The sequence below is a fragment of the Streptomyces sp. NBC_00259 genome, from assembly GCF_036181745.1.
GTDB classification, from domain to species: Bacteria; Actinomycetota; Actinomycetes; order Streptomycetales; family Streptomycetaceae; genus Streptomyces; species Streptomyces pratisoli.
This window is the reverse complement of the sequence record NZ_CP108080.1, coordinates 6,147,809-6,173,486: the sequence shown is the minus strand read 5'-3', so window position 1 is coordinate 6,173,486 and position 25,678 is coordinate 6,147,809. Positions and strand designations below refer to the sequence as shown.

At 70.6% G+C, this 25,678-nt stretch carries 19 protein-coding genes; 11 read left to right on the top strand and 8 right to left on the bottom strand.

Annotated elements, in window-relative coordinates:
* Window positions 1-401 precede the first annotated feature (401 nt).
* The 5 genes from OG766_RS27775 (at window position 402) to OG766_RS27755 (ending at window position 7,598) form a co-directional block, all read left to right on the top strand.
* Window positions 402-1,832 carry a sensor histidine kinase gene (locus OG766_RS27775; RefSeq protein ID WP_328726451.1) on the top strand — a complete coding sequence of 477 codons (1,431 nt, stop codon included), beginning with the start codon at window positions 402-404 and terminating at the stop codon, window positions 1,830-1,832.
* A gap of 253 nt (window positions 1,833-2,085) precedes the next feature.
* The gene (locus OG766_RS27770) at window positions 2,086-3,354 is read left to right on the top strand and encodes a LeuA family protein (RefSeq protein ID WP_328726450.1); all 1,269 of its coding nucleotides are present in this window, start codon (window positions 2,086-2,088) and stop codon (window positions 3,352-3,354) included.
* A complete protein-coding gene (locus OG766_RS27765) occupies window positions 3,338-5,335 on the top strand; it encodes an aconitase family protein (protein ID WP_328726449.1) in 1,998 nt (665 codons plus the stop codon). Before OG766_RS27770 ends, OG766_RS27765 begins: the two co-directional genes overlap by 17 nt.
* Entirely contained in the window at window positions 5,332-6,366 is a 1,035-nt protein-coding gene (locus OG766_RS27760) for an isocitrate/isopropylmalate dehydrogenase family protein (RefSeq protein ID WP_328726448.1), read from the top strand. Before OG766_RS27765 ends, OG766_RS27760 begins: the two co-directional genes overlap by 4 nt.
* Window positions 6,363-7,598: an aminotransferase-like domain-containing protein gene (locus OG766_RS27755; protein WP_328726447.1), complete on the top strand. Its 1,236-nt coding sequence runs from the start codon at window positions 6,363-6,365 to the stop codon at window positions 7,596-7,598. The genes OG766_RS27760 and OG766_RS27755 overlap by 4 nt, the downstream gene beginning before the upstream one ends.
* On the opposite strand, the gene OG766_RS27750 is transcribed toward OG766_RS27755, so the two are convergent.
* Window positions 7,581-8,909 carry an erythromycin esterase family protein gene (locus tag OG766_RS27750; protein WP_328726446.1) on the bottom strand — a complete coding sequence of 443 codons (1,329 nt, stop codon included), beginning with the start codon at window positions 8,907-8,909 and terminating at the stop codon, window positions 7,581-7,583. The genes OG766_RS27755 and OG766_RS27750 overlap by 18 nt on opposite strands.
* 411 nt (window positions 8,910-9,320) lie before the next feature.
* Between OG766_RS27750 and OG766_RS27745 the strand changes: the two genes are divergently transcribed.
* The 3 genes from OG766_RS27745 (at window position 9,321) to OG766_RS27735 (ending at window position 11,512) form a co-directional block, all read left to right on the top strand.
* Window positions 9,321-9,626, top strand: a complete 306-nt coding sequence (locus OG766_RS27745; RefSeq protein WP_328726445.1) for a transposase — start codon at window positions 9,321-9,323, stop codon at window positions 9,624-9,626.
* Complete coding sequence (locus OG766_RS27740) at window positions 9,623-10,516, top strand: IS3 family transposase (RefSeq protein WP_328726444.1); 894 nt, start codon at window positions 9,623-9,625, stop codon at window positions 10,514-10,516. Before OG766_RS27745 ends, OG766_RS27740 begins: the two co-directional genes overlap by 4 nt.
* A gap of 390 nt (window positions 10,517-10,906) precedes the next feature.
* Entirely contained in the window at window positions 10,907-11,512 is a 606-nt protein-coding gene (locus OG766_RS27735) for a response regulator transcription factor (RefSeq protein WP_328726443.1), read from the top strand.
* A 40-nt stretch (window positions 11,513-11,552) separates the two neighbouring features.
* On the opposite strand, the gene OG766_RS27730 is transcribed toward OG766_RS27735, so the two are convergent.
* From OG766_RS27730 to OG766_RS27705, 6 genes are all read right to left on the bottom strand, one after another.
* Window positions 11,553-13,400, bottom strand: coding sequence for an ABC transporter ATP-binding protein (locus OG766_RS27730; protein ID WP_328726442.1), 1,848 nt, complete (start codon window positions 13,398-13,400; stop codon window positions 11,553-11,555).
* Window positions 13,401-13,630: 230 nt separating this feature from the next.
* Window positions 13,631-15,508, bottom strand: a complete 1,878-nt coding sequence (locus OG766_RS27725) for an ABC transporter ATP-binding protein (protein ID WP_328726441.1) — start codon at window positions 15,506-15,508, stop codon at window positions 13,631-13,633.
* Between the two features lie 105 nt (window positions 15,509-15,613).
* On the bottom strand, window positions 15,614-15,748 hold the full coding sequence (locus tag OG766_RS27720; protein WP_266387752.1) for a SapB/AmfS family lanthipeptide: 135 nt from the start codon (window positions 15,746-15,748) through the stop codon (window positions 15,614-15,616).
* Between the two features lie 57 nt (window positions 15,749-15,805).
* Entirely contained in the window at window positions 15,806-18,574 is a 2,769-nt protein-coding gene (lanKC, locus tag OG766_RS27715; RefSeq protein ID WP_328726440.1) for a class III lanthionine synthetase LanKC, read from the bottom strand.
* Window positions 18,575-18,949: 375 nt separating this feature from the next.
* Window positions 18,950-20,164: a hypothetical protein gene (locus OG766_RS27710; protein ID WP_328726439.1), complete on the bottom strand. Its 1,215-nt coding sequence runs from the start codon at window positions 20,162-20,164 to the stop codon at window positions 18,950-18,952.
* Window positions 20,165-20,188: 24 nt separating this feature from the next.
* Window positions 20,189-20,338 (bottom strand): hypothetical protein, encoded by a 150-nt coding sequence (locus OG766_RS27705; RefSeq protein ID WP_328726438.1) that lies wholly within the window; start codon window positions 20,336-20,338, stop codon window positions 20,189-20,191.
* A gap of 905 nt (window positions 20,339-21,243) precedes the next feature.
* On the opposite strand from OG766_RS27705, the gene OG766_RS27700 reads away from it, so the two are divergent.
* Together OG766_RS27700 and OG766_RS27695 are read left to right on the top strand one after the other, a co-directional pair.
* Entirely contained in the window at window positions 21,244-22,281 is a 1,038-nt protein-coding gene (locus tag OG766_RS27700) for a DUF2332 domain-containing protein (protein WP_328726437.1), read from the top strand.
* A gap of 328 nt (window positions 22,282-22,609) precedes the next feature.
* On the top strand, window positions 22,610-23,263 hold the full coding sequence (locus OG766_RS27695) for a response regulator (RefSeq protein WP_266387757.1): 654 nt from the start codon (window positions 22,610-22,612) through the stop codon (window positions 23,261-23,263).
* Between the two features lie 102 nt (window positions 23,264-23,365).
* Here OG766_RS27695 and OG766_RS27690 read toward each other — a convergent pair whose 3' ends face one another.
* Window positions 23,366-24,535, bottom strand: coding sequence for a sensor histidine kinase (locus OG766_RS27690; protein WP_328726436.1), 1,170 nt, complete (start codon window positions 24,533-24,535; stop codon window positions 23,366-23,368).
* Between the two features lie 361 nt (window positions 24,536-24,896).
* Between OG766_RS27690 and OG766_RS27685 the strand changes: the two genes are divergently transcribed.
* On the top strand, window positions 24,897-25,592 hold the full coding sequence (locus OG766_RS27685) for a trimeric intracellular cation channel family protein (protein ID WP_328726435.1): 696 nt from the start codon (window positions 24,897-24,899) through the stop codon (window positions 25,590-25,592).
* Window positions 25,593-25,678: the final 86 nt, after the last annotated feature.

The window sequence follows — 25,678 nt, the reverse complement described above, 5'->3', positions numbered from 1 at the left end:
GTAGCCTCCTACTGAGCCCCGCACCGCGTGATCCGTGAATTGTAGTCCGGTGCCCGGCAGCCACCGGTGGAGAAAACTTCGCCTCCGTACTGCGCTTGACCCGCGCGCTGCCCACGCGCCCTCGGCGCCACCACGAGCCGGTCCGCCCCGGCCCCGAAAACGGCTTCTCGGCGTCTGTCAAGGGCAGTTGCGCCGGACGGCGTTGTTGAGGGACGCTCACCACCGCGACTGTCACCGTGGGGTTCCCCTGCGTGACGATCGCACGCCCGCCGCGCAGCGTCGCGCGGCTCATCGGTTGCTCGAACAGCCCCTGCGTCCGTACCGGACCGGCCGATACCGGTAATGCCCCACCAGTGGATGACCCACGTTGAAATCGAATAAACTACGGCGGTTTTAGAGTCATGAAGTACCGTCAAGCGCCGGTGAATCACCCGGAAGGACCCGGCCCGGACTACCCGTCCGCCCAGTCCCGGGTCGCCGCAGGGGTCATCTATCTGTCCGTCGGCAGCCTTGTCGGCATTCTCCTGGTTCCTTTGACCATCGCGGAGATGGCGCTGAGAGTGGTCTCCGCACTCCTCAATGCGCTTCCCTTGACAGCGACGCTGCTCGTACAGGTCCTCACCAACCTGGTGCGCGGCATCTTGGTGCTGCTCGTCCCGGGGGCCGAGCGGCTGCCGGAGCGGGAGCGCCGGCTGGGCCCGACCCTGCACAAACTGCGACACCGGCTGGTCGGCATGAGCCCGGGGCTGCTCTCGGGCCTGCCGCTGCTGCGTGCGGTCGCCGACCTGGAGCTGCTGCTGGCGGCCTCGGTGACGCAGAATCCCGCCTCAGGGAGGCGACTTGAGTGTGCCGCCCCCGAGGAAGGCGAGCCCGGGCACAAAGCCTCCGGCTGGGGGGAGTCCGGTTACCTGTGCCTGCTCCTGCTGGGACTGCTCTGGCTGCTGCCGGTCTTCGCGATGACGCTGCCCGTGGTCGCCTTCACGGCAAGTCTCCCTTTCGGCAGAATGGAGCAGCTGGCCTTCGGCCCGGCAGGCACACTCGTCGTCGAAGGCGGCGTCACGCGCCTGTGTGTGGCCGTGGGCGCCATCGCGCTGTTCGCCCTCCTGGTGATGTTGCTCTTCTGGCTGGGGAAACTGCGGGCACGGCTGGTCCGCCGACTGCTCGGCCGCGTGGACGAGGACGAAAAGCGCCGGCGCGAGGAGCTGGCCGAGCGGCAGCGCATCGCGGCCCTGCGCGTCAACGACGCGGATTACCGGCGCATAGAGCGCGATCTGCACGACGGTGCGCAGGCCAGGCTGGCCGTGTTGCTGATGCGGATTTCCCATGCCACGCGGCGGAGGAACCACAGCGCGCAGGCCCTGCACGAGCTGCTCGAGGAGACCCACCAGGAGATCGGCAAGGCTCTTGATGAAATCCGCGACCTGGTCCGCGGAATCCAGCCACCGATCCTCAGTGACCGCGGGCTGAACGCCGCCGTCACCGCATTGACCGAGACATTCCATGTCCCGGTCGACGTGTCCTCCAAATTGGAGCGCCGACCGGCCACCCAGGTGGAATCCACGGCCTATTTCATCATCGCGGAGACCCTGGCGAATGCCGTCAAGCACTCCTCGGCCACACGCATTCACGTCTCCATGGAGCGGGCCGACAACTGTCTGGTGGTCGTGGTGACCGACAACGGTGTGGGGGGCGCCACGCTCGACGCCGGGACCGGGTTGCGCGGGCTGGTGGACCGCACCGCCGCCCTGCGGGGCAAGCTCATTCTCACCAGCCCGGTCGGTGGCCCCACTACCGCCCGCGCAATCCTCCCGTGGTCCCCAGGTAGCCTCTGACCTGCTCTTTTTCCTCCCAGAGAAACAGCTTGCCTTCGGCTGGGTGGGCGATCAAGGATTGAGAGGTACGGCTACCCGCACCTTCTGGGTGCGGGTAGCCGTACTGGCGAAGACGCGGCCGCCTGGACGATTTTCTGACCTGACCCGACTTTTCATTCTTGCCGTGCCCCCCCGGCGCAGTTCCGCGAGTTTCCAGACCACACGTCAGTCGCTGGTGCGGGGCACCCGCATTTCAAGAAACGCGGAGATCGCAGTGAACGGAAGAACTGCCGGCAGCTCTAGTCCGAGCGCCGATGTCTGGTTCAACTGGAACGCCATCGGGGTGGCGGCTCAGCAGCCGGTGTCGGCGCCGCCCTATTCGGGGACCTTTTTCGATGAGACCCTGCGCGACGGGCTCCAGGCTCCGAACATCCGCAATCCCTCGCTGGAGCAGAAGCTGAGGCTGGTGGACCACATGGTCCGCTCCGGCGTCACCTCCGCGGACCTGGGATTCCCCGGCTCGGACCCGGCCGCCTTGCGGACGTGTGTGGACATCGCCCAGCACATCGTACGCAGCGGCCACCCCCTCTCCCAGGGATACGCGGGCCGCACCCACCCGTCGGACATCAACGCGATCTGTGAGATAGCCCAACAGGTGGGGGTCGCCGTGGATGCGTACATCTTCATAGGCGTCAGCCCCATCCGGCAGTACGTGGAGGACTGGGACGTTCAGCTGATCCAGCGCCATATCCGCGAGTCGGTGGTCGAATGCCGACGCGGCGGAGCGGAGTTCGTGCTCGTCCTGGAGGACGCGGTGCGGTGCACTCCAGAGGTGCTGGGCCAGGTGTACGACGTCGCCATCGACACGGGTGTGCGGCGGGTAACCCTGTGCGACACCGTCGGCGCGGCGTTACCCAGTGGCGTCGAATCGCTCATCCAATGGTCGCACCAGTACTTCCAGGACCGCGGCCACCAGGTCGCCTTCGAGTGGCACGGACACAACGACCGCGGCCTTGCGCTGGCCAACTCCCTGACCGCCCTCGCCCACGGCTGCGAGCGCGTGCACGGCACGATCCTGGGCATCGGGGAGCGGGCCGGAAACGCCTCCCTCGACCAGCTCATGGTCAACAGCCACCTCGACGAGCACGGCCGCTACGACCTGAAGGCCCTGCGCGAGTACTCCGACTACGCGGCGTCCGTGCTGGGAGTCGAGGTCCCGCAGAACTACCCGGCACTGGGCCGGGACGTCTTCAAGACCAGTGCCGGCGTGCACGCCTCCGCCATCCTCAAGGCTCACGAAAAGGGCAATCTGCTGGTGAAGGACACGGTTTACTCCAGCGTCCCGGCCAGCTGTCTGGGCCGTGAGCAGGAAGTGCTCATCGACGAGGCATCCGGCGCGAACAACGTCAAGTACTGGCTGACGCTGCACGGTTACGACAGCGCCAACACCACTCTCATCAAGAACGTGCTGGCGAAGGCGAAGTCGAGCCGTGGTCCCCTGACCGACGAACAGATAAGGCAGATCATTGCGAACGCCGAGTGAACCGACCGGCGGCAGCCGCACACGTAACATCAGTCTCAGCGGCAACCTCCTGGTCATCACGGAGGACACCGATCTGCTCGCTGCCCAGCTGGACGGCACCAGCACGGCGACAACCGCGGAGCTGTTGCGCGCCCCGCTGATGAACAACATCTCGACCGACGAGATCATCCCCGGCTGGTGCTGCTACTGGTACGACGAGAAACTCGGCGAGTACGCGTATCTGGGCCTGCGGGACAAGAAGTTCGGCCAGGGCGCCGTGAAGGCGTTCGCTCCGCAGATCATCGTCAGCGGCGAGGCGAAGGGCTGCGGTTCGTCCCGGGAACACGCCGTCTACGCCGAGAAGTACGCCGGCGTCGAGATCGTGTTCGCCCGGTCCTTCGAGCGGATCTACCAGCAGAACTGCCGCAATGTCGGCATCATCACGTGCGATGACTTCACCGTCCTGGACGCCCTGCTGGCGGGCGACGAACTGCCGCTGGACGCCTTCACGCGCCGGGCGAACGACATCGAACGCGCCATCATCGACTTGGGCGGCCTGTTCGGGTTCAACCGCGAGACCCGTAAGGGCACGCAGTCCCCCATCAAGCCCGACTTCGACGCGGCGCGCCCGCTGAACGCTGTCGAGAAGATCATCCAGAGCCGCCTCTCGTCCCGTAACCAGTGCCCTGAGGACGCCGCCGTCCGGGTCGGGGAGTCGTACTTCGTCGAGGCGGACGTCAGGTTCTCGCACGAGTACGTGACGCCGATGGCCGCCGGCATGTTCGCCCAGCAGTTCGGCGCAGATGCCGCCCTGGCCGGCCCCGAGTCCTGCTACTTCTTCCAGGACCACCTCTCGCTGGCGGAGCCGGTTCTCAAGCGGCGCGCCAACGGCCTGGAGCTGATCGAGCGGGTGGAGAACCTCGGCAAGCGGCAGCAGGAGTTCGCGACCCTGAGCGGCGGGAACTTCATCGGCCCCGCGGACACCGGGGGCAGCCGCGCGATCTGTCACAACTACATCGTCGAGAACGTCGCCCGGCCGGGCGACGTGATCATCGGCACCGACAGCCACACCTGCACGGCCGGCGCCGTGGGTGCCTTCGCCTTCGGCGTGGGAGCCACCGACATCGCCAACTCCTGGTACAACCGCGAGATCCTGGTGAAGGTCCCGGCGGTCATCCAGGTCAACCTGCTGGGCGAGCTGGCACCGGGCGTTTGCGCGAAGGACCTCATGCTGGCGCTGCTGGCGCACCCGATGATCCAGGGCAGCCAGACGCTGGGCAAGGTCATCCTCTTCAGCGGTCCCGGGTGCGCGTCGATGAACCTCGACGAGCGCGCCACGCTGTGCAACATGGCGGTGGAGGCGGGCGGCATGACCGCCATGTTCGAGCCGGACCACGTGACCCACGCACACCTGGCGCTGCGCGGCCCTGCGGCGTCCGCCGGCACGGACGTGCTCTCCGACCAGGGCGCGACGTACTCCGCGGTGGTGGACATCGAGCTGGCCGGGGTCGAGCCGATGGTGGCCCTGCCCGGGGACCCGCGAAACTCCTTTCCGCTGGCCTCTGTTGACACGGAGGTCAAGGTCGACAAGGTGTACGGCGGGTCCTGCACCGGCGGCAAGGCGTACGACATGGACATGTACGCGAGCGTCTTCAAGCAGGCTCGCGCGCGGGGAGTGACCGTACCCGAGGGCGTACAGGCGTACATCCAGGTGGGCAGCGAGGCCGTCATGCGCTACGCGGCCGACCGCGGCTACATCGAGCTCTTCGGGGAGGTCGGTGTCAGTGTGCTGCCGCCTTCCTGCGGGGCCTGCATCAACGCCGGGCCGGGTGTCTCGGAAAGCCCGGACGAGGTCACGGTGAGCGCCCAGAACCGGAATTTCCCCGGCCGTTCGGGGCCCGGTCAGGTGTATCTGGCCTCGCCCTACGTCGTGGCCGCCACCGCGATCGCCGGCCGCCTCAGCTCTGTTGAAGACATGTTCAAGACACGGACGCAATCATGAAGATCGCAGTGGTTCCCGGTGACGGAATCGGCAAGGAAGTAGTTCCGGCAGTCCTGCCGACCCTGGAGTATCTCAGCGAGGCATACCAACTCGGCCTTGAGTACGACGTTTTCACGTGGGGGGCCGATCAGTGGCTCGACACGGGCATCGGCCTGCCCGCCGGGGCGATCGACCTGCTCTCGAGCGAGTACACGTCCGTCTTCCTGGGCGCATTGGGCGACCCGCGCATTCCGGACATGGCGCACGGCCGGGACATCCTGCTGGGGATGCGCAAGGGACTCGACCTGTACGTCAACTACCGCCCGATCACCCTGCCGAGCGGGGTCATCGACCTCTACCGCGAGAACACCCAGGGGCTCTACGTAGGCATCGGAGGAACGGTCGCCCGCGCGGGAACGGTCAGTGTGGCGATCGACGAGTGCGTCTATACCCGGGAGACCGTCGAGAAGTTCGTACGCTTCTGTCTCGGCCAGCTCCGGGACAAGGGGCGACGGAAGGTGACCCTGGTACACAAGTCCAACGCCGTACCGAACACCGGCGGCCTCTGGCAGGACGTGTTCCGCCGGGAGCTGCAGAACTTCCCGGAGCTGGCGGGTTCCGAGGAGTACGTCGACTCCTTCTGCTACAACCTGGTGCGCGACGCAACGCCGTACGAAGGCATCCTGGCGTCGAATCTCTTCGGAGACATCATCAGCGACATCGGTGCGGCCCTGATGGGCGGCCTCGGCCTGGCATCGAGCGCGAGCATCTGCCCCGAGACGGGCTTCGCACTTTTCGAGCCGGTGCACGGCAGCGCTCCCGACATCGCCGGCAAGGGCATCGCGAACCCCTATGCCGCGGCGATGTCGCTGGCGCTCATGCTCGACCACCTCGGGCACGGCCAGGCGGCCGAACTGTTCCGCACCTGTGTGATCGAGGTGTCGCAGAGTGATGCGGCCACCCCCGACCTCGGCGGACAGGGAACCACCGGCCGGTTCATGGACCACGTGGTGGCGTTGCTCAAGCGTGGGACGGACAACCGGACGTCATGAACACCCGCATCGCTCCTCCCGGGTTCGCCGCCCGGGCCGCCTCGGCCGGGGGCTCCGTCATCCGGGAGGCACTCGCCCTGACGGCCCGGCCCGAGGTGATCTCCTTCGCCGGCGGCCTGCCCGCCTCGGAACTGCTCGATGTCGAGGGAATCCGCGCGGCCTACGACCACGTGCTGACCGAATCCCCGCATCGCGTCCTCCAGTACTCGACCACGGAAGGCGACCCTCGGCTGCGCGAGGCCGTCGCGGCCCGGCTGTCCGCCCGACAGCTACCCTCCCGCGCGGAGGACCTGCTGGTGACGACCGGGTCACAACAGGCACTGGCGCTACTGGCGACCGCCCTGCTCGAACCCGGAGACACGGTGGTGGTCGAGAACCCCACCTATCTGGCGGCTCTCCAGTGCTTCACCTACGCGGGCGCGCGAGTGGTCCCGGTGCCGACCGACGACCAGGGAATCGATGTCGAGGCCCTGGCGCGGATCATGGCCGAGGAACGTCCCAAACTGCTGTACCTGGTCCCCACTTTCCAGAACCCCACCGGCCACACGCTGCCCCTCGAGCGTCGCCGGTCGGTGGCGCGCATCGCGGCCGAACGGGGGCTGTGGATCGCCGAGGACGACCCTTACGGCGAACTGCGGTTCCGCGGCGAGCATGTGCCGTGGATCGCGTCGTTGGACGACGCCAGGGACCGCACCGTGCTACTGGGGAGCCTGTCCAAGATCCTGTCTCCTGGCATGCGGCTGGGGTGGCTGCGCGCCCCGGCGGCGCTGCGTGGCGTGTGCACGTTGGCCAAGCAGGCCCTCGATCTGCACACGTCCACGGTCGACCAGGCGGCCGCCGCGCACTACCTGCGGGAACACGACCTCGACGCGCGCCTGGTGCGGGCCTCGTACACCTACCGGGAACGCTGTGATGCGATGCTAGACGCCCTCGCGCACACGCTGCCTTCCGGCAGCACGTGGAGCAGGCCCGACGGGGGAATGTTCATCTGGGTCCGGCTGCCCGACGGCTACGACGCGATCGCCCTGCTGTCCGAGGCCATTGCCCATGACGTCGCCTATGTTCCGGGCGCCCCGTTCTTCGCGGGACAGGCCGACCCGGCGACGCTGCGAATGTCCTTCGCCGGACATGGTCCGGCACAGATCGAGCAGGGCATGAAGAGGCTCGCCCAGATCTTCCGGTATCGGGAGCGGGAGCCGGGACCGGGGGCGCTGCTACGGAACCGCCAATAGCCGGGCGGGACTGACCCGATGCAGGTGGATGAGAATGTCGTGCGACCTCGCCTGCGCGATGCGGTGCACCGGCTCGGGATAGGAAGTACCGATGCTCCTAGTGGGGCGGTCGGCGGCCAGCCATGCGCGTGCGGCCTTGGGCACCGTACGCAGGTCCATGGCGAAGTCGCGAGGGCTCACCTGGTCGAGGAGGTGCTCCGTGCTCCCTCGATCGGCAGGCCCCAGCGTGTGGACACGCGTTTTCTTGCCGGGACCGGTCGCATTGAACGAGCCTCGGCCGAAGGTCGAGCCGACACTCACGTAACCCTTGCCGAACTGGTCGCGCAGGAAGGCGCCTTGCATTTTGGGATAGCGCGGATCGGAGGTCCGGTAGGAGACGTGGGCGTTGTGGGCCGACAGCAGGATCTTCTGCCCCGTGTGCGCATGCCACCAGGCAATGTTCTCCGCCATTAGCTGGTCGCGGAAACGCATGGACGCCTTGGCCTGTTCCTGGTCCTCGAAGTCGAATGCGTAGCCTCGGGCGGTCTGAGCGATGGCGGTCGCATGCTGCACGGCCCAGGCGTAGGCTCCCTTCCGCGCCTGGGTACTCGCCGGATGGCGTTTGAGCAGGTCCAGGGCGCGTTCGGTCCTCGTCGCCATGCTCCGGCGTTCGGCCAGCGGGCGGGTAAGGTACTGCTTCATATACGTGCCGGTTGTCGTGGTCGGCCGCAGCCCCCGGTACAGCTCGGTGAAGCGGGGCAGCAGCGCCGGGGCGGCCTGGGCCACATACGTAAGCACCTTGTCGTAGAGTTCCGGCCCGGCGAAAGCGAAATCGTCACCCACGAAGCGCAACCGGTCATGAGGGTGGCGGACGTTGTACGCGCGCATCCACTCGATCAGCGCCAGATACTCCCGAGTGTTCCACCACGCGTAGGCGTCCTGAAATTCCTCCCGCATGATCTGTTTCGGATCACCCTCGCCGGTCTGCAGATATTCGTCGATGCGCAGACCGCTGCTCCAGCTCGTCTCCAGCGCGAAGGCCCGGAAGCCCTTGTTCTCGACCAGATAACGCAGGACGCGATGTTTCATCGTGAAGAATTCATGCGAGCTGTGAGTCGCCTCCCCCATCCCCACCACCTGTGCGTTGCCCACCATTTGGCCGAAAGGCCGCAGGTCGTTCAGGTCACCGTGCGGCTCGGTCGTGCGCAGCGGGCGGGCGGCGGCGTCCACAGCCGGAAGAGCTCGCTGCTCGGTCGGTGAGAATGCGGCAGCGACCAGGGCCCCCGCACAGAGCAGCAGTACCAGGATGAGTGCCGTCCGATGGCGTGTCATACGGCAAGGTTCCGCCACCGACGGACGTCCTGCCCATCCGGCGCGCCCCCCATCGTCCCCAAGGGAAGGCCCCACTACCGGACCCCGGTAAACCGGAAGTCCTGATGAAAGAACGGCCAGCGGCTGATCTTCGAGATGCCGAGTCACGCCCGGGACCCGTGACCAGCGCCGGCAGCGAGGTGACGCCCGATCAGAACGAGCGTCAAGACATCGCCCGTAAGGCCCACACCGCGCATGGCGCACAGAAGAACTCGCAGGTCAGGATCCCTTCGCGGCCGGTTCAAGGATCGCCACGCACTCCACATGGCGCGTCATCGGAAACCGATCCAGTCGGCGGGGCTGGTTGAAGCTTCCCCTTGATCGCGGACACCTGGAGACTGGGACGTGAGGTTCCAGAGGAAGTAGTGCCAGGTGGGAAGCAAGAGCAACCGCAGCAGGCGGTACACGGAGGAATTCAAACGGGACGCGGTCGCGCTCGTGCACTCCTCCGGGAGGACCGTCACAGAGGTGTCCCGGGAGCTCGGGGTCAGCGCCGAGGGACTGCGGAACTGGGTCAAGCAGGATGCGGTCGACCGCGGGAACGGGGCGCCGGGAGAGCTGACGACGGCGGAGCGCGAAGAGCTGCGCCGACTGCGGAGGTTGGCCGCCGAGCAGGCGGAGACGATCGAGGTGCTGCGAAAAGCGGCGGTCTTCTTCGCGAAGGAGAGCGATCGATGAGCGAGGCGTACGCGTTCATCGAGGCGGAGAAGACCACCCACGGCGTCGCTCTCCTGTGCCGGCTGCTGAAGGTGGCCCGCTCCTCGTTCTACACGTGGCTGGCCGGTGAGAAGACCCGGCGGGCGAGGAAGGCCGCTGACGACGCCCTGGCGCATGAGATCACCGTGCTGCACCTCGCCTCCCGCGGCGCCTACGGAGTGCCGCGCATCCATGCTGAGCTACGTCGGCTCGGGCACCGCATCAACCGCAAGCGCATCGAGCGCGTCATGCGCGAGCGCGGCATCGCCGGCGTGACCCGTCGCAGGCGCAGGTCGCTGACCCGCCCGTCCAAGAGGGCCGTGCCCGCACCGGACCTGATGGTTCGGGACTTCACCGCCCCGGCACCCGGGATGAAGCTCGTCGGCGACATCACCTTCATCCCCACCGACGAGGGGTGGCTCTCCCTGGCAACCTGGCTCGATCTGGCGACCCGCGAGATCGTTGGCTACTCCATGGCCGATCACCACCGCGCCTCCCTGGTCGTCGACGCCCTCGTCATGGCGGCCGGACGCAGCCGGCTCCAGCCCGGCTGCATCGCACATTCCGACCGCGGCAGCGAGTACACATCCGACGAACTCCGTCGCGAGATCGGCCGGTTGGGGCTACGGCAGAGCATGGGACGCACCGGCTCGTGCTTCGACAACGCCGCCGCCGAGTCGTTCTTCGCACTGCTGAAAGCAGAGATCGGCACCCGCTGCTGGCCGGACCGGGCGAGTGCCCGAGCAGAGATCTTCGCCTTCATCGAGACCTTCTACAACCGACAGCGGCTGCGGAAGCATCCGGTCTGGGGCTACCTCACCCCGCTGGAGATCCGGCAACGACACGAGCAAGGACACGCCCTCGCGGCGTAAGCATCGAGTGTCCAACATCACGGGGAAACTTCACTTCCGCGACATCTAGACGGCAGGACGAACCGAGATCACTGCGGCACGCGAACGAGGCCCTGAAACCCTTCGCGGAGGGTGACAGGGCCTCGGTCTTCCCCGGGCACGGCAGCCTTGAGGGCAGCCGTGTCGGGGCCGGCGGCATGGATGACGTCCCGGTGACCGCCCCTTGTGCGCCTGGGTGTGCGCTCAACGCGCTCCGGCGCGCACGGGGCGCACTCCCGCATGGGGCGAGCGCTCCCGTGCCTCGGTGGGCGCGACTACCTGTCCCGAATGCGGGCACCGGCTGTACGTACTGACCGTTGGTGTCCGACCGATCACGTTGAGCGGTGGGGCAGTTGAGGGGGGCAAGAGAGCGTGATTCGGGTGCTGCTGGTGCACGACGGCTGTCTGATGCGATCCGCGCTGACGATGTTGCTGCGGAGGGAGGAGGACCTGGAGGTGAGCGGATCGTCGTGGCGGGCGGCCGTCGGACAGGCCGATTCCCTGCGGCCGCACGTGTGCGTCGCGGATGTCGAGTGTCCGGGCGCGGCCGTGCCGGGCACACTGACCGGCCTGCTCCGGCGCGTGGCCGGTCCGGCCGCGGCACTGCTCGTGCTCGCCACGGGCACCAGACCAGGTCTGCTGCGCCGCGCCTTCGACGCGGGCGCGCTCGGGTACGTCAGCAAGGACGCGGGTCCGCAGCGATTACTCGACGGCATCAGGCAGGTGGCCGAGGGCGAGCGATTCGTCGACGAATCGCTCGCCCTCGGTCTCCTTCAGGCCGCGCACATACCTCTGACGCCTCGTGAACTCAGCGTTCTGCGGCTGGCCGCGGAAGGGTCGACGAGCGCCGAGATCGCGCGCAACCTGCACCTGTCGCTGGGGACCGTGCGCAACTACATGTCCACGATCACCCGTAAGACCGGGGCCCGTAACCGGGTCGACGCCATACGGATATCGCAGCACGCCGGGTGGGTCTGAGCGGAGGATGCGGCCGGGCCCGCGGGGCGGCGCCCGCGGGTCACCCGGCCTGCGGGTGCCACTGGCCCACGAGGTCGCGATACGTCGGGGAACGTTCGAGCAGCTCCTCGTGGCGTCCGGCCGTCGCGCTCACCCCGTCCAGGACCAGGACCCGGTCCGCCCGCCGTGCCGACGAGAGCCGGTGGGCGATCACCAGGAGCGTTCCCGGCCGGTCGGCGAAGGCACGCTCGGCACGGGCCTCGGCCGCCGGATCCAGATGGCAGGTCGCCTCGTCCAGCAGGACGAGACGGGCGGGGGCGACGTACGCCCGTGCCAGGGCGACGAGTTGGCGTTCCCCCTGGGACAGGGCCGCGGGGTCGATCCGGGCGTCCAGCCCCCCGAGCCCGCGCACCACGCCATCGAGGCCGACGGCACGTACCGCGGCCTCCACGTCAGGCGTCGGTACCCCGCCCGGGCACAGGTACAGCAGGTTGTCCCGAAGGCTGCCCCCGAACACGTAGGCCTCCTGGGGGATCAGGGCCCGGCGGGCCGCGGACGGGTCCCGGTCGGGCCGGTGCACGGGCGCGCCGCCGATCAGCAACGTCCCACGGTCCGGCTCGAGCAGCCCGGCGACCAGCCCGAACAGGGTGGACTTGCCGATACCGCTCGGTCCGACCACGGCCAGGTGCTCACCCGGTTCCACCAGGAGGTCGAGACAGTCGATCACGGGCGTGGCGCCCGGCCCGTAGGAGAAGGACAGGGACCGCAGTTCCAGGCTCGGCGCGGCTGCGTCGGGCTCCGCGGGCGTCCCCTGCTGCGGCGCCGGCTGCCGGGGCCCCGGAGTGCGAGGGCGAGCGCCGGCAGGGGCCGTGACCGCGCCGCGTGACCTCGGACCCGAGTCCGGGGCCGGGGCCGGAGCCGAGGCCGCCGCGTCCGGCTCCACGGCCCCTGCCGCCGCGTCCTGCTCCACGGCCCGCACCGCCGGGGCCGTGGAAGAGCCCGGCGCCGGGGGCTCGTCGGGGCCGGTGAGTCGGTCGAGGATCACCAGCAGCCGGGTGCCGGCCGTGCCCAGACCCGTCATCAGGGTGTTCAGGGCCGGCAGCAGCGCCTGCGTCAGGTACGTGAGCGCGCCCAGCAGTTCCCCGGCCGTGACCCCGCGGGCCTGCAGCCACGGCGCGGCGGCCAGCAGCAGGACGACGGGCGCCTGCCCGGCGAGCCCGAGGGCGAGCGTCCGCACGGCGGCCCACCGGGCCAGTGCCCGGGCAGCCCGGGTCTGCGCGTCGATCAGTTCGCCTGCCGCGTCCGCGGCGCGCGCCTCGGCACCGCAGGCGACGATGTCCCGGAGCCCGGCGACGTCGGAGCCGATCCGGGCGGCGAGTTCCTCGTCGGTACGCAGGAAGTCCTGCTGCCGCGCCGCCATCGGGCGCAGGGCTGCGATGAAGAGGACGAGCCCGGCGGCAAGGGGCGGCAGGACGACCAGCAGCAGGGCCGGAGCCAGTGTCGCGAGGCCCACCACGACCCCCGCGGTCGTGAAGACGAAGGACCTGGTCACCATCACCAGCCCCGCGAACCCGTCCCGTGCCGCCTCCGTCTGATGCGTCAGCCGCGAGAGCGCCGCATGGCCGGTGCGCCCTCCCCGTCCTGCCACCGCGGAGGACAGCGCCGAGCCGACGACCCTGCGGACGAGGCCGTCGCGCAACGGCTCCACCAGGTCGGCGAGGCGGTGGAACACCCTGTGCGTGGCGGCCCCCCCGGCGACGACCGCCGCAGCGGCCACGGCCAGCCAGCCGAGCCCCACGACGGGCTGCCCGGCGAGGAACCCACGGTCGAGCGCCGCGGCCACACCGTATCCGCCGAGGAAGGTCTGCGCGGACTCCAGCAGCGACCAGCCGCCGAGGCGCAGGAGCACGCCTCGGCGCCGGGCGAGGAACGGGACCGCCTGCGGCAGCGTCCTGCGCAGTGCCCCCCGAACGGGCCCGTCGGCCGGGGGCAGCGGGGGGTGGTCGTGCGGCGGAGTGCCTCCCGCCCCGGGCCGCAGCGCACCGCCCGTGGCCGCTTGAGCCCGCCCTGCGGTCGTCTGAGCCCGCCCTGCGGTCGATTGCGCCCGTCCTGCCGTCGTTTGCGCTCGTCCTGCGGCCGTCACGGAGTCCCGCCCGCCGGCCCGTGGCCCCGCACCGGTTCACCCGGCGTCCCCTCGCCGCCCGCCCGCCCGTCGTCCGCGGCGGCGTGCGGCCGCACACAGTCCGGTACGTGGGCCGGATCGTCGTCCGCGGCGAACACGGCACGGTACTCGGGCAGCGCCCACAGCGCGGCATGCGGACCGACCGCCCGGATCCGGCCGTCGTCGAGCCAGGCGACGAGGTCGGCCCGCGCCGCCGAGGAGGCCCGGTGGGCGACGACGAGGCGGGTGCCGGGCCGGACCTGGTGCAGGAGGGCCCGCGCGACCTGGCGTTCGGTGACGCTGTCCAGACTCGACGTGGCGTCGTCGAGGACGAGCAGCCGTCCGGCATGGGCGAAGGCCCGTGCGAGGCCGAGTCGTTGCGCCTCCCCGCCGGACAGCGGCGCGCGCTTCAGCTGCGTGCCGTAGCCGTCCGGCAGCCGCCGCACGAAGGCGTCCGCCTCCGCCGCCCGAGCAGCGGCGCTCACCTCGGCCAGGGGTGGTGCGTACGGTCCGAAGGCGATGGAGTCCCGCACAGTCGTGCCGAACAGCGCGGGCCGCTCGAAGGCGTATCCCACCTCCCGGCGCAGGACCTCGCGTTCGATCTCCGCAACGGGGACGCCGTCCAGAAGGACGGTGCCGGTGTCGGGGTCGGCCAGCCGTCCGGGCAGCTGTGCCAGGGCCGTCTTGCCCGAGCCGGACCGGCCCACCAGGGCCAGGGTGGCACCGCCGGGCACGACCAGGCCGACGCCCCGGAGCACGGGTCGGCCGTCGCGCACCACCGACACGTCGCGGAACTCCAGCCGGCCGCACCCGTCACCGGGCAGCCCGCGCCGGCCGTACGCCACGACGGGTGCGGCCAGCGCCTCGGCGGCACGCCCCGCTGCGGCCCGGCTGCGCAGCAGACCCGACAACTGTCCGACGACGGCACCCAGGCCCGCGGCCAGGGCCGCGTAGCGGAGCGCCGCCAGCAGCTCACCCACGCTCATGTCCCCTGCCGCCACCCGCAGCCCGCCGACCGCGAGCACGCCGGTCTCCAGCAGAGGCAGCAGCACCGCGCCCCGGGCGACGGCGCGGCCGTACACGTGCCACATGAGCCGTCCCTGGGCGGCCAGTTCGGGCAGGGGCGCCAGGATCCGTGCGCGTTCCCGCTCCGTGGTCCCGGCGGCGGCGACGGTGCGGGCTCCTTCGAGTGCCTCGACCAGGCGGGCGGCGATGGTCCCCTGGACCTGTTGGTACTCGGCCACCCCGGCGGAGGTGTTGCGGGCGAATGCGCGCACGAGCAGCACCAGCAGCGGAGCGCCGGCCACGAAGACCGCGGCCGTCCACAGGTCGGTCAGGGCGAGCGCGACCAGTGCGCCGACCGGCAGGACGACGGCCGGTACGGCTGCCGCGGCGATCGCGGGTGCCGCGGCGGCCTCTGTTACGTTCGCCGTCAGCCGGGTCACGAGATCGCCGGGGGTGAACCGTCCCGCCGCCCTCGGCCCGGCGGCGAGCAGATGGCCAAGGGCGCGGCGTCGGGTTCGCGCGGCGGAGTGTGCGGTGAGTGTGCCGGCGAGGTGGGCGCAGGCCGCGTCGCACGCGATGTCCGCGACGACGAGTGCCGCGCACAGCGCCAGCCACGGTCCGGCGTCCGCGGCGCCGGCGAGAACGAGGTCCAGTGAGCGCCCGAGCAGGGCGGGCAGGGCGACGGCGGCGGCCGCCGACAGCAGGCTCGTCGCGACGAGGGCCGCGGCCCGGCCGGGAAACGCTCCTGCCCCACCGGTCAGCAGCGACCGGGCCGCGGCGCCGGTTGCGGACGGCCCGACCGAGTCACGGGCGCGCTTGCCGGGCGCGACTGCCGGCCGTTGGGGACTCACGGGCGCTCCCTCGTCGTTCGAGCCGAACGGTCCCAGGCGCGGAATCCGCCCGGGACCGCCGGCAGGGTTGACCGTCGTCGCGCGGGGTGCCGCACGACGACCGGGTCAGTTACAGGTGGTGACGCTCAGGCTGCTGTCGCCGCAGAGCAGCAGGCTCGCGCGGCTGCCGCCGCCGGTGGCGATCTCGTCCGTGAGCGCGTCCTTCGGAGTCTCCATGCTCTGCAGGTCGAGAAGCGACATGTCGTTTTCCTTTCTCGGGGACGAATGTGCCTTGCCATGACCTCCGGTGACCGGAGGTCAGCTCTGGGGGCCGCGGGAGCGGCCGGGAGATACGCGCGGCAGGAACGGCAGCTGCACCGGGGCGTCGTCCAGTGCGGCGCCGAGGGCCAGCAGGCAGCCGGCCGTGCCGGTGGCGAGATCCATGGAGAGCCGCATCATCTGCTCGCCGGGGAAGGCGAGATGGCCCTCGTAGGGCAGGGCGTGCCAGGACAGCACACCGATCTGCCGTGCCAGGTCGGCCGGCGAGGTGCCGGGGCCGGTCGCCGCCGTCCGGCTCAGGTACAGCACCATGCCGGCGGCACCCCGGAAGAGGCCGGGCTGCGCATAGAACTTCGCCTGCGCGGCCCGTACGATCTCCTGCCGCGCCCGGGTGAAGCGCTCGTCGTCGCCGTGGACGAGCCAGTCGTCGAGCACCATGCCGATACCGGCGCTGCCCGCACCAAGATAGGGCATGGTGCGCCAGCCCTCGTCGACCTGGAGCGCTCCGCCGGCGCTGCGTACGCAGCGGTCCAGATCGCGGTGGAGCGCATCGGCCGCCAGGCCGAGGAGGGCCGGGTCGCCGGTCCTCTCGAACAGGCGCAGGTGCAGCAGGGCCGCGCCGGAGGCGCCGTGCAGCAGCCCGGCTCTGCCGGCGGGGCGGCCGCGGTCCGCCGCCGCTGCGCGGGCGACGAGGCGGCTGCAGTCCAGGGCGGCCTCCCGCAGCGAGCTCTCGCCGGTGGACTCGGCCAGCGCGTCGAGGGCGAGGCCGATGCCGGCCAGGCCGCTGTGCAGGTCCGGCCCCATGTCGGTCCAGTCCTCGGCGAGGACGACCTCCAGCAGGTTCATGGCCGCCGCCCGATGCCCGAGGTGGTCGAGCGTCCAGGCGATGCCGGCGAGCCCGTCGTAGAAGCCCAGAGGGCTGCCGGAAGCCGGCCGGCGCACGCTTCGCAGCAGCCACTCCTCGGCCTCGGGCCAGCTGCCGCAGCCGGTCTCGGCCAGCGCGTACAGGACTCCTGCCGCCCCGTGCGCGAAGCAGGCGCCGCCCACGGGGGTGGCGAACTGGGCGATGTCGCCGGGCAGACAGCGGTCGTCCCGGCCGAAACGGGCCGAGGCCCGGATGGCGTCCGCCATCGAGTCGCGGCTGTGCGGCCAGTCGCCCGGTTCGAGGGGCAGGTAGTCCGCGCGGGGCACCCGGACCGGCTCCGCGGACGGTCCCGGTTCGAGGGGCAGGTGGTCCGCCCGGGGCACCCGGACCGGCTCCGCGGACGGTCCCGGTTCGAGGGGCAGGTGGTCCGCCCGGGGCACCCGGACCGGCTCCGCGGACGGTCCCGGTTCGAGGGGCAGGTGGTCCGCCCGGGGCACCCGGGCCGGCTCCGCGGACGGGTGGCCGCGGGTGATTTCCGCGACCGCCTCGTCGAGGAAGGCGCGGTCCACCGGGAAGTTCTCCGCCACGATGTCGGCCAGATGGGCCGCTTTCGCGCGGTCCACAGCAAACAGGTTGGTCAGCGGAAGGAACAGGGCCAGACGCAGACAGGCGAGTGCGTACCGGTCGATGTCGGCGCCCCTGCGGTCGGCCGGGGCCACGAAGCCGGGGTTGGCGATGACCTGGCGCCGGCCCTCCTCGATCGGCGCCGCTGCTTCAAAATCCAGCAGCACTACGGACGACTCGTCGTCGATGACCATGATGTTGAACAGATGCAGATCGTTGAAGACCACTCCTCGCGCGTGGACCTGCGCCACCGCGTCCTCCACGAGCCGGTGGATGCGTAACGCCCACTGCGTGTAGGCGGCGAGCGCCTGGTCGCCGGGGTCCTCCTCGATCAGCGGATGGCGCCTGGCGAAGAAGCTGTTGAGCGGCCGGCCCTCGACGTACTCCAGGACGAGGAAACGGTGGTCCCCCAGCGCGAACCAGTCCAGCACCTCCGGGGTGCAGGAGAGCCCGGCCAGCTGTTCCAGCGCGTCCCTCTCCCGCTCCAGCCGCGTCACGGCGTCCGCCCCGTCGGCGGCGAGACCGGCGTGCGGCCGGCCCTCCTTGAGCACGACACGCCTGCCCGTCCGGTCGTCCCGGCCCACGTAGACGCCGCCGCCGTTGGAGAAGTGGAGGGCACGCTCGATGGTGTAGGGGATGCCGTCCGTGGTGGTGGCCGCTCGTGCCTCCGCATGCGGGCGGAGGAAATCGGGCAGTGTGACCCAGGACGGGACGTGGAAGGCGGGCCCCCGCACGTCCGGGACGAGCCGGCCCGAGGCGTCTTCGACGGCGGGCCGCAACTCCCCCTGTTCGTCGCGACAGTGCCGCTCGGTGAAACTGCCGTATCGCACGTGGACGGGCCCGGCTCCCCAGCGCAGATCACTCAGGATGTACGGTCCGGGTTCTCCGGCCAGGAGCATGTCCAGGTCCTCGGCAATGGCCTTGCACTGCGCGTCGTCGGCGGGGTAGACGGTGATGAACTTGCCGCTTCCTGCCCGGTCCGCGTACTTGGCGTTGCGGGTGTGCAGCAGATATCGGCTCGGTACGAACTTGAAAGCGATGCCCCGGGGGACGCAGTAGTCCCAGACCTGGTCGAGCACCTTCTCCGCGTTGTCGAGACAGGCCGATATGTGGATCTTCCAGCCCTGCGCCGGGAGGCGGCCCTCGAGCGGACGGTACGCGAGCCAGTCCCCCTTGCGGTTCCGCTGCCAGCCCGCCGGCGCCTCGCGCCGTCCCGCCTCGTACGGCCTGCCCGGTCCGTCGCCGTCCTCCGCGAGCCGGTGGGGGGCGTCGTAGAACTTCCGGTCGGCGTCGCAGAAGACGGCGTAGCCCTCGTTCATCTCGTCCCCCCTGTGGCCGGCTTGACGTCCCAGAGGCTGCCACGGGGCCACGAGGGGCTGACAGTCACAGCTGTCATCAAGCGAGCGTGAAGAACTCACGAGTGGCCGGCCGCCCCGCTTGGGACTGTGGCTGGGCCGTCGGGTCGGCGCCTCTCCTCGATCATCCGATCGGGCCGATGCTCTCACCGCCGTGATCGAACGCCCTCGGGCCCTACGGAACCCTCTGCACGCACGAACACGCCTGCTTATCCGAACCAGCCCAGCTTGACGCTTAGCTCGTCATCGAAGTGCCTTCGCAACGGAAAGTAGTCGTGAAGTCGCCGGACAAGAGGCCGTCCCGGGCGTGTTGCGCTCCGGGGCGGCCGTTCAGCGTGCCTACTGGGAGAACGCGTAGGTTCGGACGGGGTCGAGGTGCAGTTCGTAGGGCCCGAAGCAGTCTGCCGCTAGCGTCGCGACCGGGGCGCCGCAGGGACAGGCTCGGTTGAGTCCTTCGTCACCCGTCGGCCCGCAGCAGCCGGTGCTGTTCTCCCAGTTAGGCAGCGGTTGAAGGTCGGGGGCGTCCTCAGGGTGTATCAGCACCGTGTCCGGGACGCCCGCAGAGATGACGAAGCCCTCCTCGCGGCAGACCAGCGGCCCTCGGGACTGAGCCGGCTTCGGGTCCTCCTGATCGTCCTGCGCGACGTAGGGAGGTCCCCAGGGCTCGGGATCGATCGCGTAGCGGCCCCGCGGAACGGTGGAGGGTGCCCGGCGTGTCTCCTTGTCCCGGTCGTGTTCGTCGTCACAGGGGTCGGGGACGGCGGCCAGCTCGGCCAGCTCCGGCGTGATCGCGGTGCCGCACTTGGAACAGAGGAAGAAGGTCATCCCCTCGTTGTAGTCCTCAGAACTACAGCTTCGCACCTTCGTTTGGCTGCTCGGAGTCGCCCAGGGCGCCCACCGCGCTGGATCGTCGGCGGCCCAGCGGGCGATGTCCTGGTAGAACGCCCGGACGAACACCAGCTCGCTGCGGAAGTTCACCCGCTCCCGCACCGGCTGGCCCTGGGCGTCACGGATGAAGGCCAGTCGTTCCTTCCACGCCCTCGCGACCTCGGGCGCCAGTCGCAGCGAGTCGATGCCGGGATGGTGGATCTCCAGGTCGCGCCAGAACAACCGGCACAGGTTGCGGGCGATGGACCGCAGCGAGACGTGGTCGAGCTCGGGAGCCCGCTCAGTGAAGTACTCGACCAGCAGGTCACGGACGGGCCGGCACTCGATGCCGTACGCGTCGACGATCTGCTCGACGCTGCGGCGGCCCTCGATGCGCAGCGCCCGCAGTCGCAGCGGTGCGCTGGCCGGGAGCACGCCGGTCTCCTTGAGCAGGGCGTAGAACAGCGGCCGGCCGGCGCTGCCGCGGAAGTGGTGTTCCTCCAGTGCGGCGGTCAGCTCGATGCAGTCGCCGACGGTGATGTCGCTGACCAGCCCGCCCTTGCGGATCACGATCCAGGTGAGCTTGTTCAGGGCGTCGGACCTCGCTGTCGGGGTCGCGTGCTGGGCCAGTTGTTCGAGCCGCTGGAAGGCATCGGGGTCGCTGGCGGCCCGGGTCTCGGTGAGCATCACCGTCACGCGCTGCCGCAGCAGTCACGGGTAGCTGGGGCGGATCGCCTGCCCGGCGACCAGGAGCACCAGGCCCGTGGCCAGTTCATCGCGCCAGTGGCTCTTGGGTGTGCCGCGTCCCTGGAAGGGCAGATCGGTCCACTCGAAACCGGCGTCGTCCGCCCCGCTGGCCATCCAGCGATCCTGCCAGGTCTCTCCGGGTTGGCCTTCGAGCCAGTCCAGGAGCTTGCCCGGGCCCCGCCGCCGGGTCTTGATAGGCGCCCCGGCTCGAGGGCTGCCGGAACGGCTGCATCGGGTTGTGATGCGCGTTCGGACTCCCCTCGTCGGCAGCTCTGCCCTGCGGGAACGGGTTGATCAGCGGTCGGCCGTGGGTCTCGCGGTGGTACTCGTAAAACGAGCGGATCACCGCGCGAGCGTGCCGTCTGGTCCGAGCGGCATAGTTCTCGCCGGGCGTGGCCTTCCCCGTGACCGGGTTCACCGAGCCCGGGGCGGGTGCGTCGGGACGGCGCCGCCGGGGCGGCTTCTTCGTGGTCTTCAGCCACAGTGCGAAGTCACGGGCCTCGACGCGGCTCGCCAGATGCCAGGGAACGTCCGCGGCGCGTAAGAACCGGACCCACGCCAACAGCTCATAGGCGTAGGACCGCAGCGACGTCGGACTCTCGTCGTCGGCGAGCATGTGGTGCAGGAATTCACTGACCGCCGCCACCTCGGTGCCATCGGCATCGCCACGTTCCGGACCGTCACGCTGTGCTCTGGCATCCATTCCTCCACGGGCCGACCTACTGGACGACACGCGATGAAACCAGATCCACCTCCACACGCGCAGTCACCGCCACCCGCCAGCAGGAGCCACAACCCCCTTGTCATCACTATGAGTTGACCTCGAAGGGAGCTCAAGCTAGTTCGGTCAACGGGACGTCCGTTGCCCAGTTCGCCATACGCTCAGCAGCCGCGAGGGCAAGGGGCGGGGGTTGACGTTCCCATGGCTAGAATCGCCGGGATGCCAGGGCCGACCGCAGGAAGCGCCGTACGCCGCAGATCGGGCCGTTCCCGTGGGTAGGCCCCGCACACTCGCCGAGGTGTACCGACACTTCGCTGAGGTCGACGCCGCCGGAACATCGCCGCTGTACGAGCGCGTCGCCCTCGCCCTGAGTGAGTCCGAGGAGGCGCTGCGCGCCATCGAGGCGGCGCCGGCGCGCAAACGGCACCCCACGGTGATCCTCGCCGCGTTGCACGACCTCGCCCTCGCCGGACGCGCCCAGGCGCTTGCCGCCGCCTATGCCGCTGCGGACGGGGACGCCGCGGCCGGCGCGGCGATCGACACGCTGCTGCACATGACCGACTCGGTCGTGGCCATCGCCGTGCGCCGGCGGACGCGGACCAACGAGACCGGGCGCTGCGCCGTGCTGTATCCGGCCGTTGCCGAGGCGGCGAGCCGGGTGGGCGCGGATTCGGTGGGGCTGATCGACGTGGGCTGTCCGGCCGGGCTCAATCTCCACGTCGATCGCGTGGGCATCACGTACAGCAACGGACAGTCGCTGGGCGACCCGTCATCTCCCGTGCAGTTGACGTCCTCGGTCGTGGGAGACCGGCCCATCCCGACGCGGGCGATGCCCGAGGTCGTCGCCCGGGTCGGCGTCGGCCTCGATCCGGTCGACGTGACCGACGCGGACGAGGCCCGGTGGTTGCGCGCCTGTCTGCCGCCGGATCAGCGGGAGCGGATCGCGAGGCTCCAAGCCGAGATGGCGCTGGCGGCGACGGCCCCTCCGCTGCTGCTGCACGGTGACGCCGTCGAGGTGCTGCCCGACGCCTTCGCGCGTGTGCCCGCCGACGCCCTGCCCGTCGTCACCACGACGTGGGCGCTCTCGCACTTCCCGCTCGAGAGCCGTCTGCGCTTCCTGCACCGCCTCGACGAAGCGGCGGCCGGGCGGGCGGTGGCCTGGGTGTCAGCGGAAGGCGTCGGAGTCGCCCCGTCGATACCGACGCTCGGCGATCGCCGCGCCTCCGGCCACAGCATCATCGGCCTGGCGCTGCTCGACCGGTCGGCCCTGCGCGCCGAGGCCATCGGCCGCTGCTGGTCGCGGGGCCGCTTGCTGGCGTGGCTGGCGGACTCCTAGCCCTGCGTACGAGGTGCTCCGTGGCCGCCGGTGGCCGGTGGCCGGTCGATCGTCGGACGCCGTCGAGCGCGCGACACCGAACACGGCGTCTCCTTCGGGACGTTGAGGAGAAGGGTTCCTTCGCCCTGGAGGCGCGGACGGCGGCATGTCACGGCCCGGTCGTCGCGGTCGTGCTGGTCGTGCTGGTCGTGCTGGTCGCCGTACCGCCTGGGCCGGGCCGGCGAGGAGGCCCGATGAGCGGTGGTCTCTTTGGCGGCTCCGCGCCGGTACGGCGACGATGAGGGGGTGTGCAATGTGACGCACCCCTGCGCAGTGCCGGAGGACCGCCATGGTGATCCATGTCCTGATCGCCGACGACAGCGAGATCGTGCGCCGAGGGCTGAGCGACATCGTCGAGGCCGGCGACGACCTGCATGTCGTCGCCCAGGCCTGGGACGGCCGCAGCGCTGTGGACGCCGCGCGGCAGTTCAGCCCTGACGTCGCGCTGCTGGACATCCGGATGCCGGGCATGGACGGGCTGGCCGCGACCCGGGAGATCAGGGCGCTGCCGCGGCCGCCGCGGGTGCTGATCCTGACGACGTTCAGCTCGGACGAGTACGTCGACGAGGCCGTACGGGCGGGCGCCAGCGGGTTCCTCCTGAAGGACACGCCTCCGGAGGAGCTGCTGCGTGCCGTACGTCAGGTCGCCGAGGGCATGGCGACGCTGGACCCGGCGGTGACCGGCCGGGTCCTGGAGGTACTGGCCGGGCAATCGGCGCAGCTGACGGAGGCGGAGAAGCAGGTCCTGGAGTCCCTGACGGACCGCGATCTCCAGGTGCTCCGGCTGATCGCCAAAGGGCTGTCCAACGCCGATATCGGCGCTGCTCTGCACATCAGCGAGGGCACGGTCAAAGGCCAGGTCAGCAGGCTGCTGGCGAAGGTCGGCGCGGACAACCGGGTGCAGGCCGCCCGGCTGGCCTACCGGGCGGGGCTGGAACGCTGACGGCGGACGGCGGACGGTGGCTGGCTACGGACGACGGCTGACGTGTGGCGTGTGGCGTGTGGCGTTGTACAGCGGCGGGCAGCCGGGGACGGGCCCGGCGGCTCAGGTGTTCGCCGGTGCCGGGCCGTGCGGGATGAAGGCGTCGATCCGGTAGCCACCGTCGTACGGGCCCGCGGTGACCGTGCCGTCGAGCAGGGCGACCCGCTCCGCGAGGCCGATGAGCCCGTTGCCACCGCTGGGCGGCGAGTCGGCGTCGCGTGAAGCGGCCGCGGGTCCGTTGGTGACCCGTACCTCGACACCGTCCATCCGGCACTCGACGAGAACGCCGACCTCGGCGCCGGGTGCGTGCTTGGCCGCGTTGGTGAGGCCTTCCTGGACGATGCGGTGGATCGCGCGCTGCACGGGGGCGGGCAGGGTCTCGGGGTGCCCGTCGACCCGTAGCGTCGCGCGGCGGCCGAGCCGCGCCGCGCCTTCGACGAGTTTGTCCAGCTGAGAGGCGTCGGGATGGGGCGCCTTCGCGGGGGCGGCCTGTCCGCGACGGCCGGGGGTGAGGACGCCGAGGACCTCGCGCAGTTCCTCCAGCGCCTGATGCCCCTCGTCCCTGATCAGCTCCGCGGCCTCGGCGACGGCCGGGTCCCGTGCCTGCGGCCCGACCTTCAGCGCTCCCGCGGTGAGGACGATATTGCCCACCCGGTGCGCGACGACGTCGTGCAGCTCGCGGGCGATCCGGGCCCGCTCCCCCACCTGGGCCCGCTCGACCAGCAGATGCCTCTCCCTCTCCAACGCGTCGATCGTGCTCTGTGCCTCCAGAGCCAGATCACGCCGGATGGCGACGGCGTAGCCGACGATGAGCGGCCCGAGGATGAGCGCGAGGGCGAACGCCCCGTATCGCAGATCCAGGCCCGGGGGCCCCGCCCACAGCGACAGGACGCCCGCGAGGCAGCCCGCCACCCCGAAGAGGACCAGGGTGCGGATGCGCCGGTACCGCTCCCCCACTGTGTACATGGCCACGCCCATGGCCACCGGCGTGAAGGCGATCACGTACCCCACCATGACGACGGCGGCGACCACGCCCGGAGCCCGCCGGCGCCACCACAGTGCGAGGCCGACCGCGCCCGATACGACCACCACAACGGCGAAGGGCGCGCCGGTGAGCAGCCCGTTCGGCGACTTGACCCAGGCGTCCCCGACGCCCGCGAGGACCACGACCACCGTGAGCAGGGCGTCCCGCTGCCGCTCCGACCAGCGGCCTTCCCCCGTGCGCTCGGTCACTCGGCCCTCACCACCTCGCGGTATGCGCGCCTTGCGGCCACTGTAAGTCGCGGCGCGCGGTCCGGCCGTACGAGCGCGACCGGGTCCCGGGGCGTCACTTTCGTCGCGGCGAACACCGACGATCGGCACGCCGTGAGGGCCTGTGCGGGCCTCAGGCTGGATGTGCGGCGCGGCGCTGTTCCCACCCCCCGAGGGGCAGTGCCGCGTCGCGCCTCGGCCCACGCTTGTGCGGGTGCTGAGCCACGTCCGTGCGGTGCCATGTCACACACGCCCTGTGCCATGTCACACCGGTGCTGTGCCGTGTCGCGTCCCGGCGCGGCCCTGTCCGCTGTCCGTCCGACCCCGGAGCGAGAACCGTCCCATGCTGCATGCGCTGTACCTGCTGGGTATCTCCGCGTTCGCCGCGAGTGGTGTGCTCGCCGCGCACCGGGCCCGGATGGACCCCTTCGGCGGGCTCGTCCTCGCCTTCGCCGCGTCGGTGTCCGGGGGCACGCTGCGGGACGTGATCCTGGACCGGCACCCGTTGTACTGGACACAGGACTGGCAGCTGCTCGCCGTCATCGGCCTCGTCGCGGTCGTGACCATGGCGTATCTGCACAGGTGGGAGCTGCCGCACCGGACTCTGATGATCGTCGACGCGCTGGGGCTGTCCGTGGTCACCGTCATCGGGGCGCGAGCCGCCGTGGAAGCGCATGTCACCCCGCTCGCCGTGATCATTCTGGCGGTTCTCACCGGGGTGACCGGCGAGGTCGTCCGGGATGTGCTGTGCGGCCAGTTCCCTCCGCTGCTGTTGCGGGAGGAGGTGTACGCGACCGCGGCCCTCGCGGGCGCGGTGTGCTACCTGCTGCTGGACCGGGCGGGCGCCGGCCCGGGCCTGGCGACGCCGGTGGCCGCGGGAGTGGTGTTCGTGCTGCGCATGGCCGCGGTCTTCCGGGGCATGCATCTCCCCCGGTCCCGGCCGCGGCCTTCCCCGGTCCGAGCCACGGCTTCCCCGGTCCGAGCCACGGCATCGACGCGACGAAAGTTACGCCGCACCGTGACGTCCGGCACACCGTAATCCGGCGGAAAGGTACGTTCTGGGGCCCTTTTCCGCCGTCAGGCTGGAAGTAGTCCAGCGGCCGGCAGGTCCGGCCCGACGGCGGA

What these genes read in the sequence shown, in the direction of transcription:
- OG766_RS27775 (WP_328726451.1), top strand. Translation starts at nt 402, where the DNA reads ATGAAGTACCGTCAAGCGCCGGTGAATCACCCGGAAGGACCCGGCCCG.
- OG766_RS27760 (WP_328726448.1), top strand. Translation starts at nt 5,332, where the DNA reads ATGAAGATCGCAGTGGTTCCCGGTGACGGAATCGGCAAGGAAGTAGTT.
- OG766_RS27755 (WP_328726447.1), top strand. Translation starts at nt 6,363, where the DNA reads ATGAACACCCGCATCGCTCCTCCCGGGTTCGCCGCCCGGGCCGCCTCG.
- OG766_RS27750 (WP_328726446.1), bottom strand. Translation starts at nt 8,909, where the DNA reads ATGACACGCCATCGGACGGCACTCATCCTGGTACTGCTGCTCTGTGCG.
- OG766_RS27740 (WP_328726444.1), top strand. Translation starts at nt 9,623, where the DNA reads ATGAGCGAGGCGTACGCGTTCATCGAGGCGGAGAAGACCACCCACGGC.
- OG766_RS27720 (WP_266387752.1), bottom strand. Translation starts at nt 15,748, where the DNA reads ATGTCGCTTCTCGACCTGCAGAGCATGGAGACTCCGAAGGACGCGCTC.
- lanKC (WP_328726440.1), bottom strand. Translation starts at nt 18,574, where the DNA reads ATGAACGAGGGCTACGCCGTCTTCTGCGACGCCGACCGGAAGTTCTAC.
- OG766_RS27710 (WP_328726439.1), bottom strand. Translation starts at nt 20,164, where the DNA reads ATGCTCACCGAGACCCGGGCCGCCAGCGACCCCGATGCCTTCCAGCGG.
- OG766_RS27705 (WP_328726438.1), bottom strand. Translation starts at nt 20,338, where the DNA reads ATGGCCAGCGGGGCGGACGACGCCGGTTTCGAGTGGACCGATCTGCCC.
- OG766_RS27695 (WP_266387757.1), top strand. Translation starts at nt 22,610, where the DNA reads ATGGTGATCCATGTCCTGATCGCCGACGACAGCGAGATCGTGCGCCGA.
- OG766_RS27685 (WP_328726435.1), top strand. Translation starts at nt 24,897, where the DNA reads ATGCTGCATGCGCTGTACCTGCTGGGTATCTCCGCGTTCGCCGCGAGT.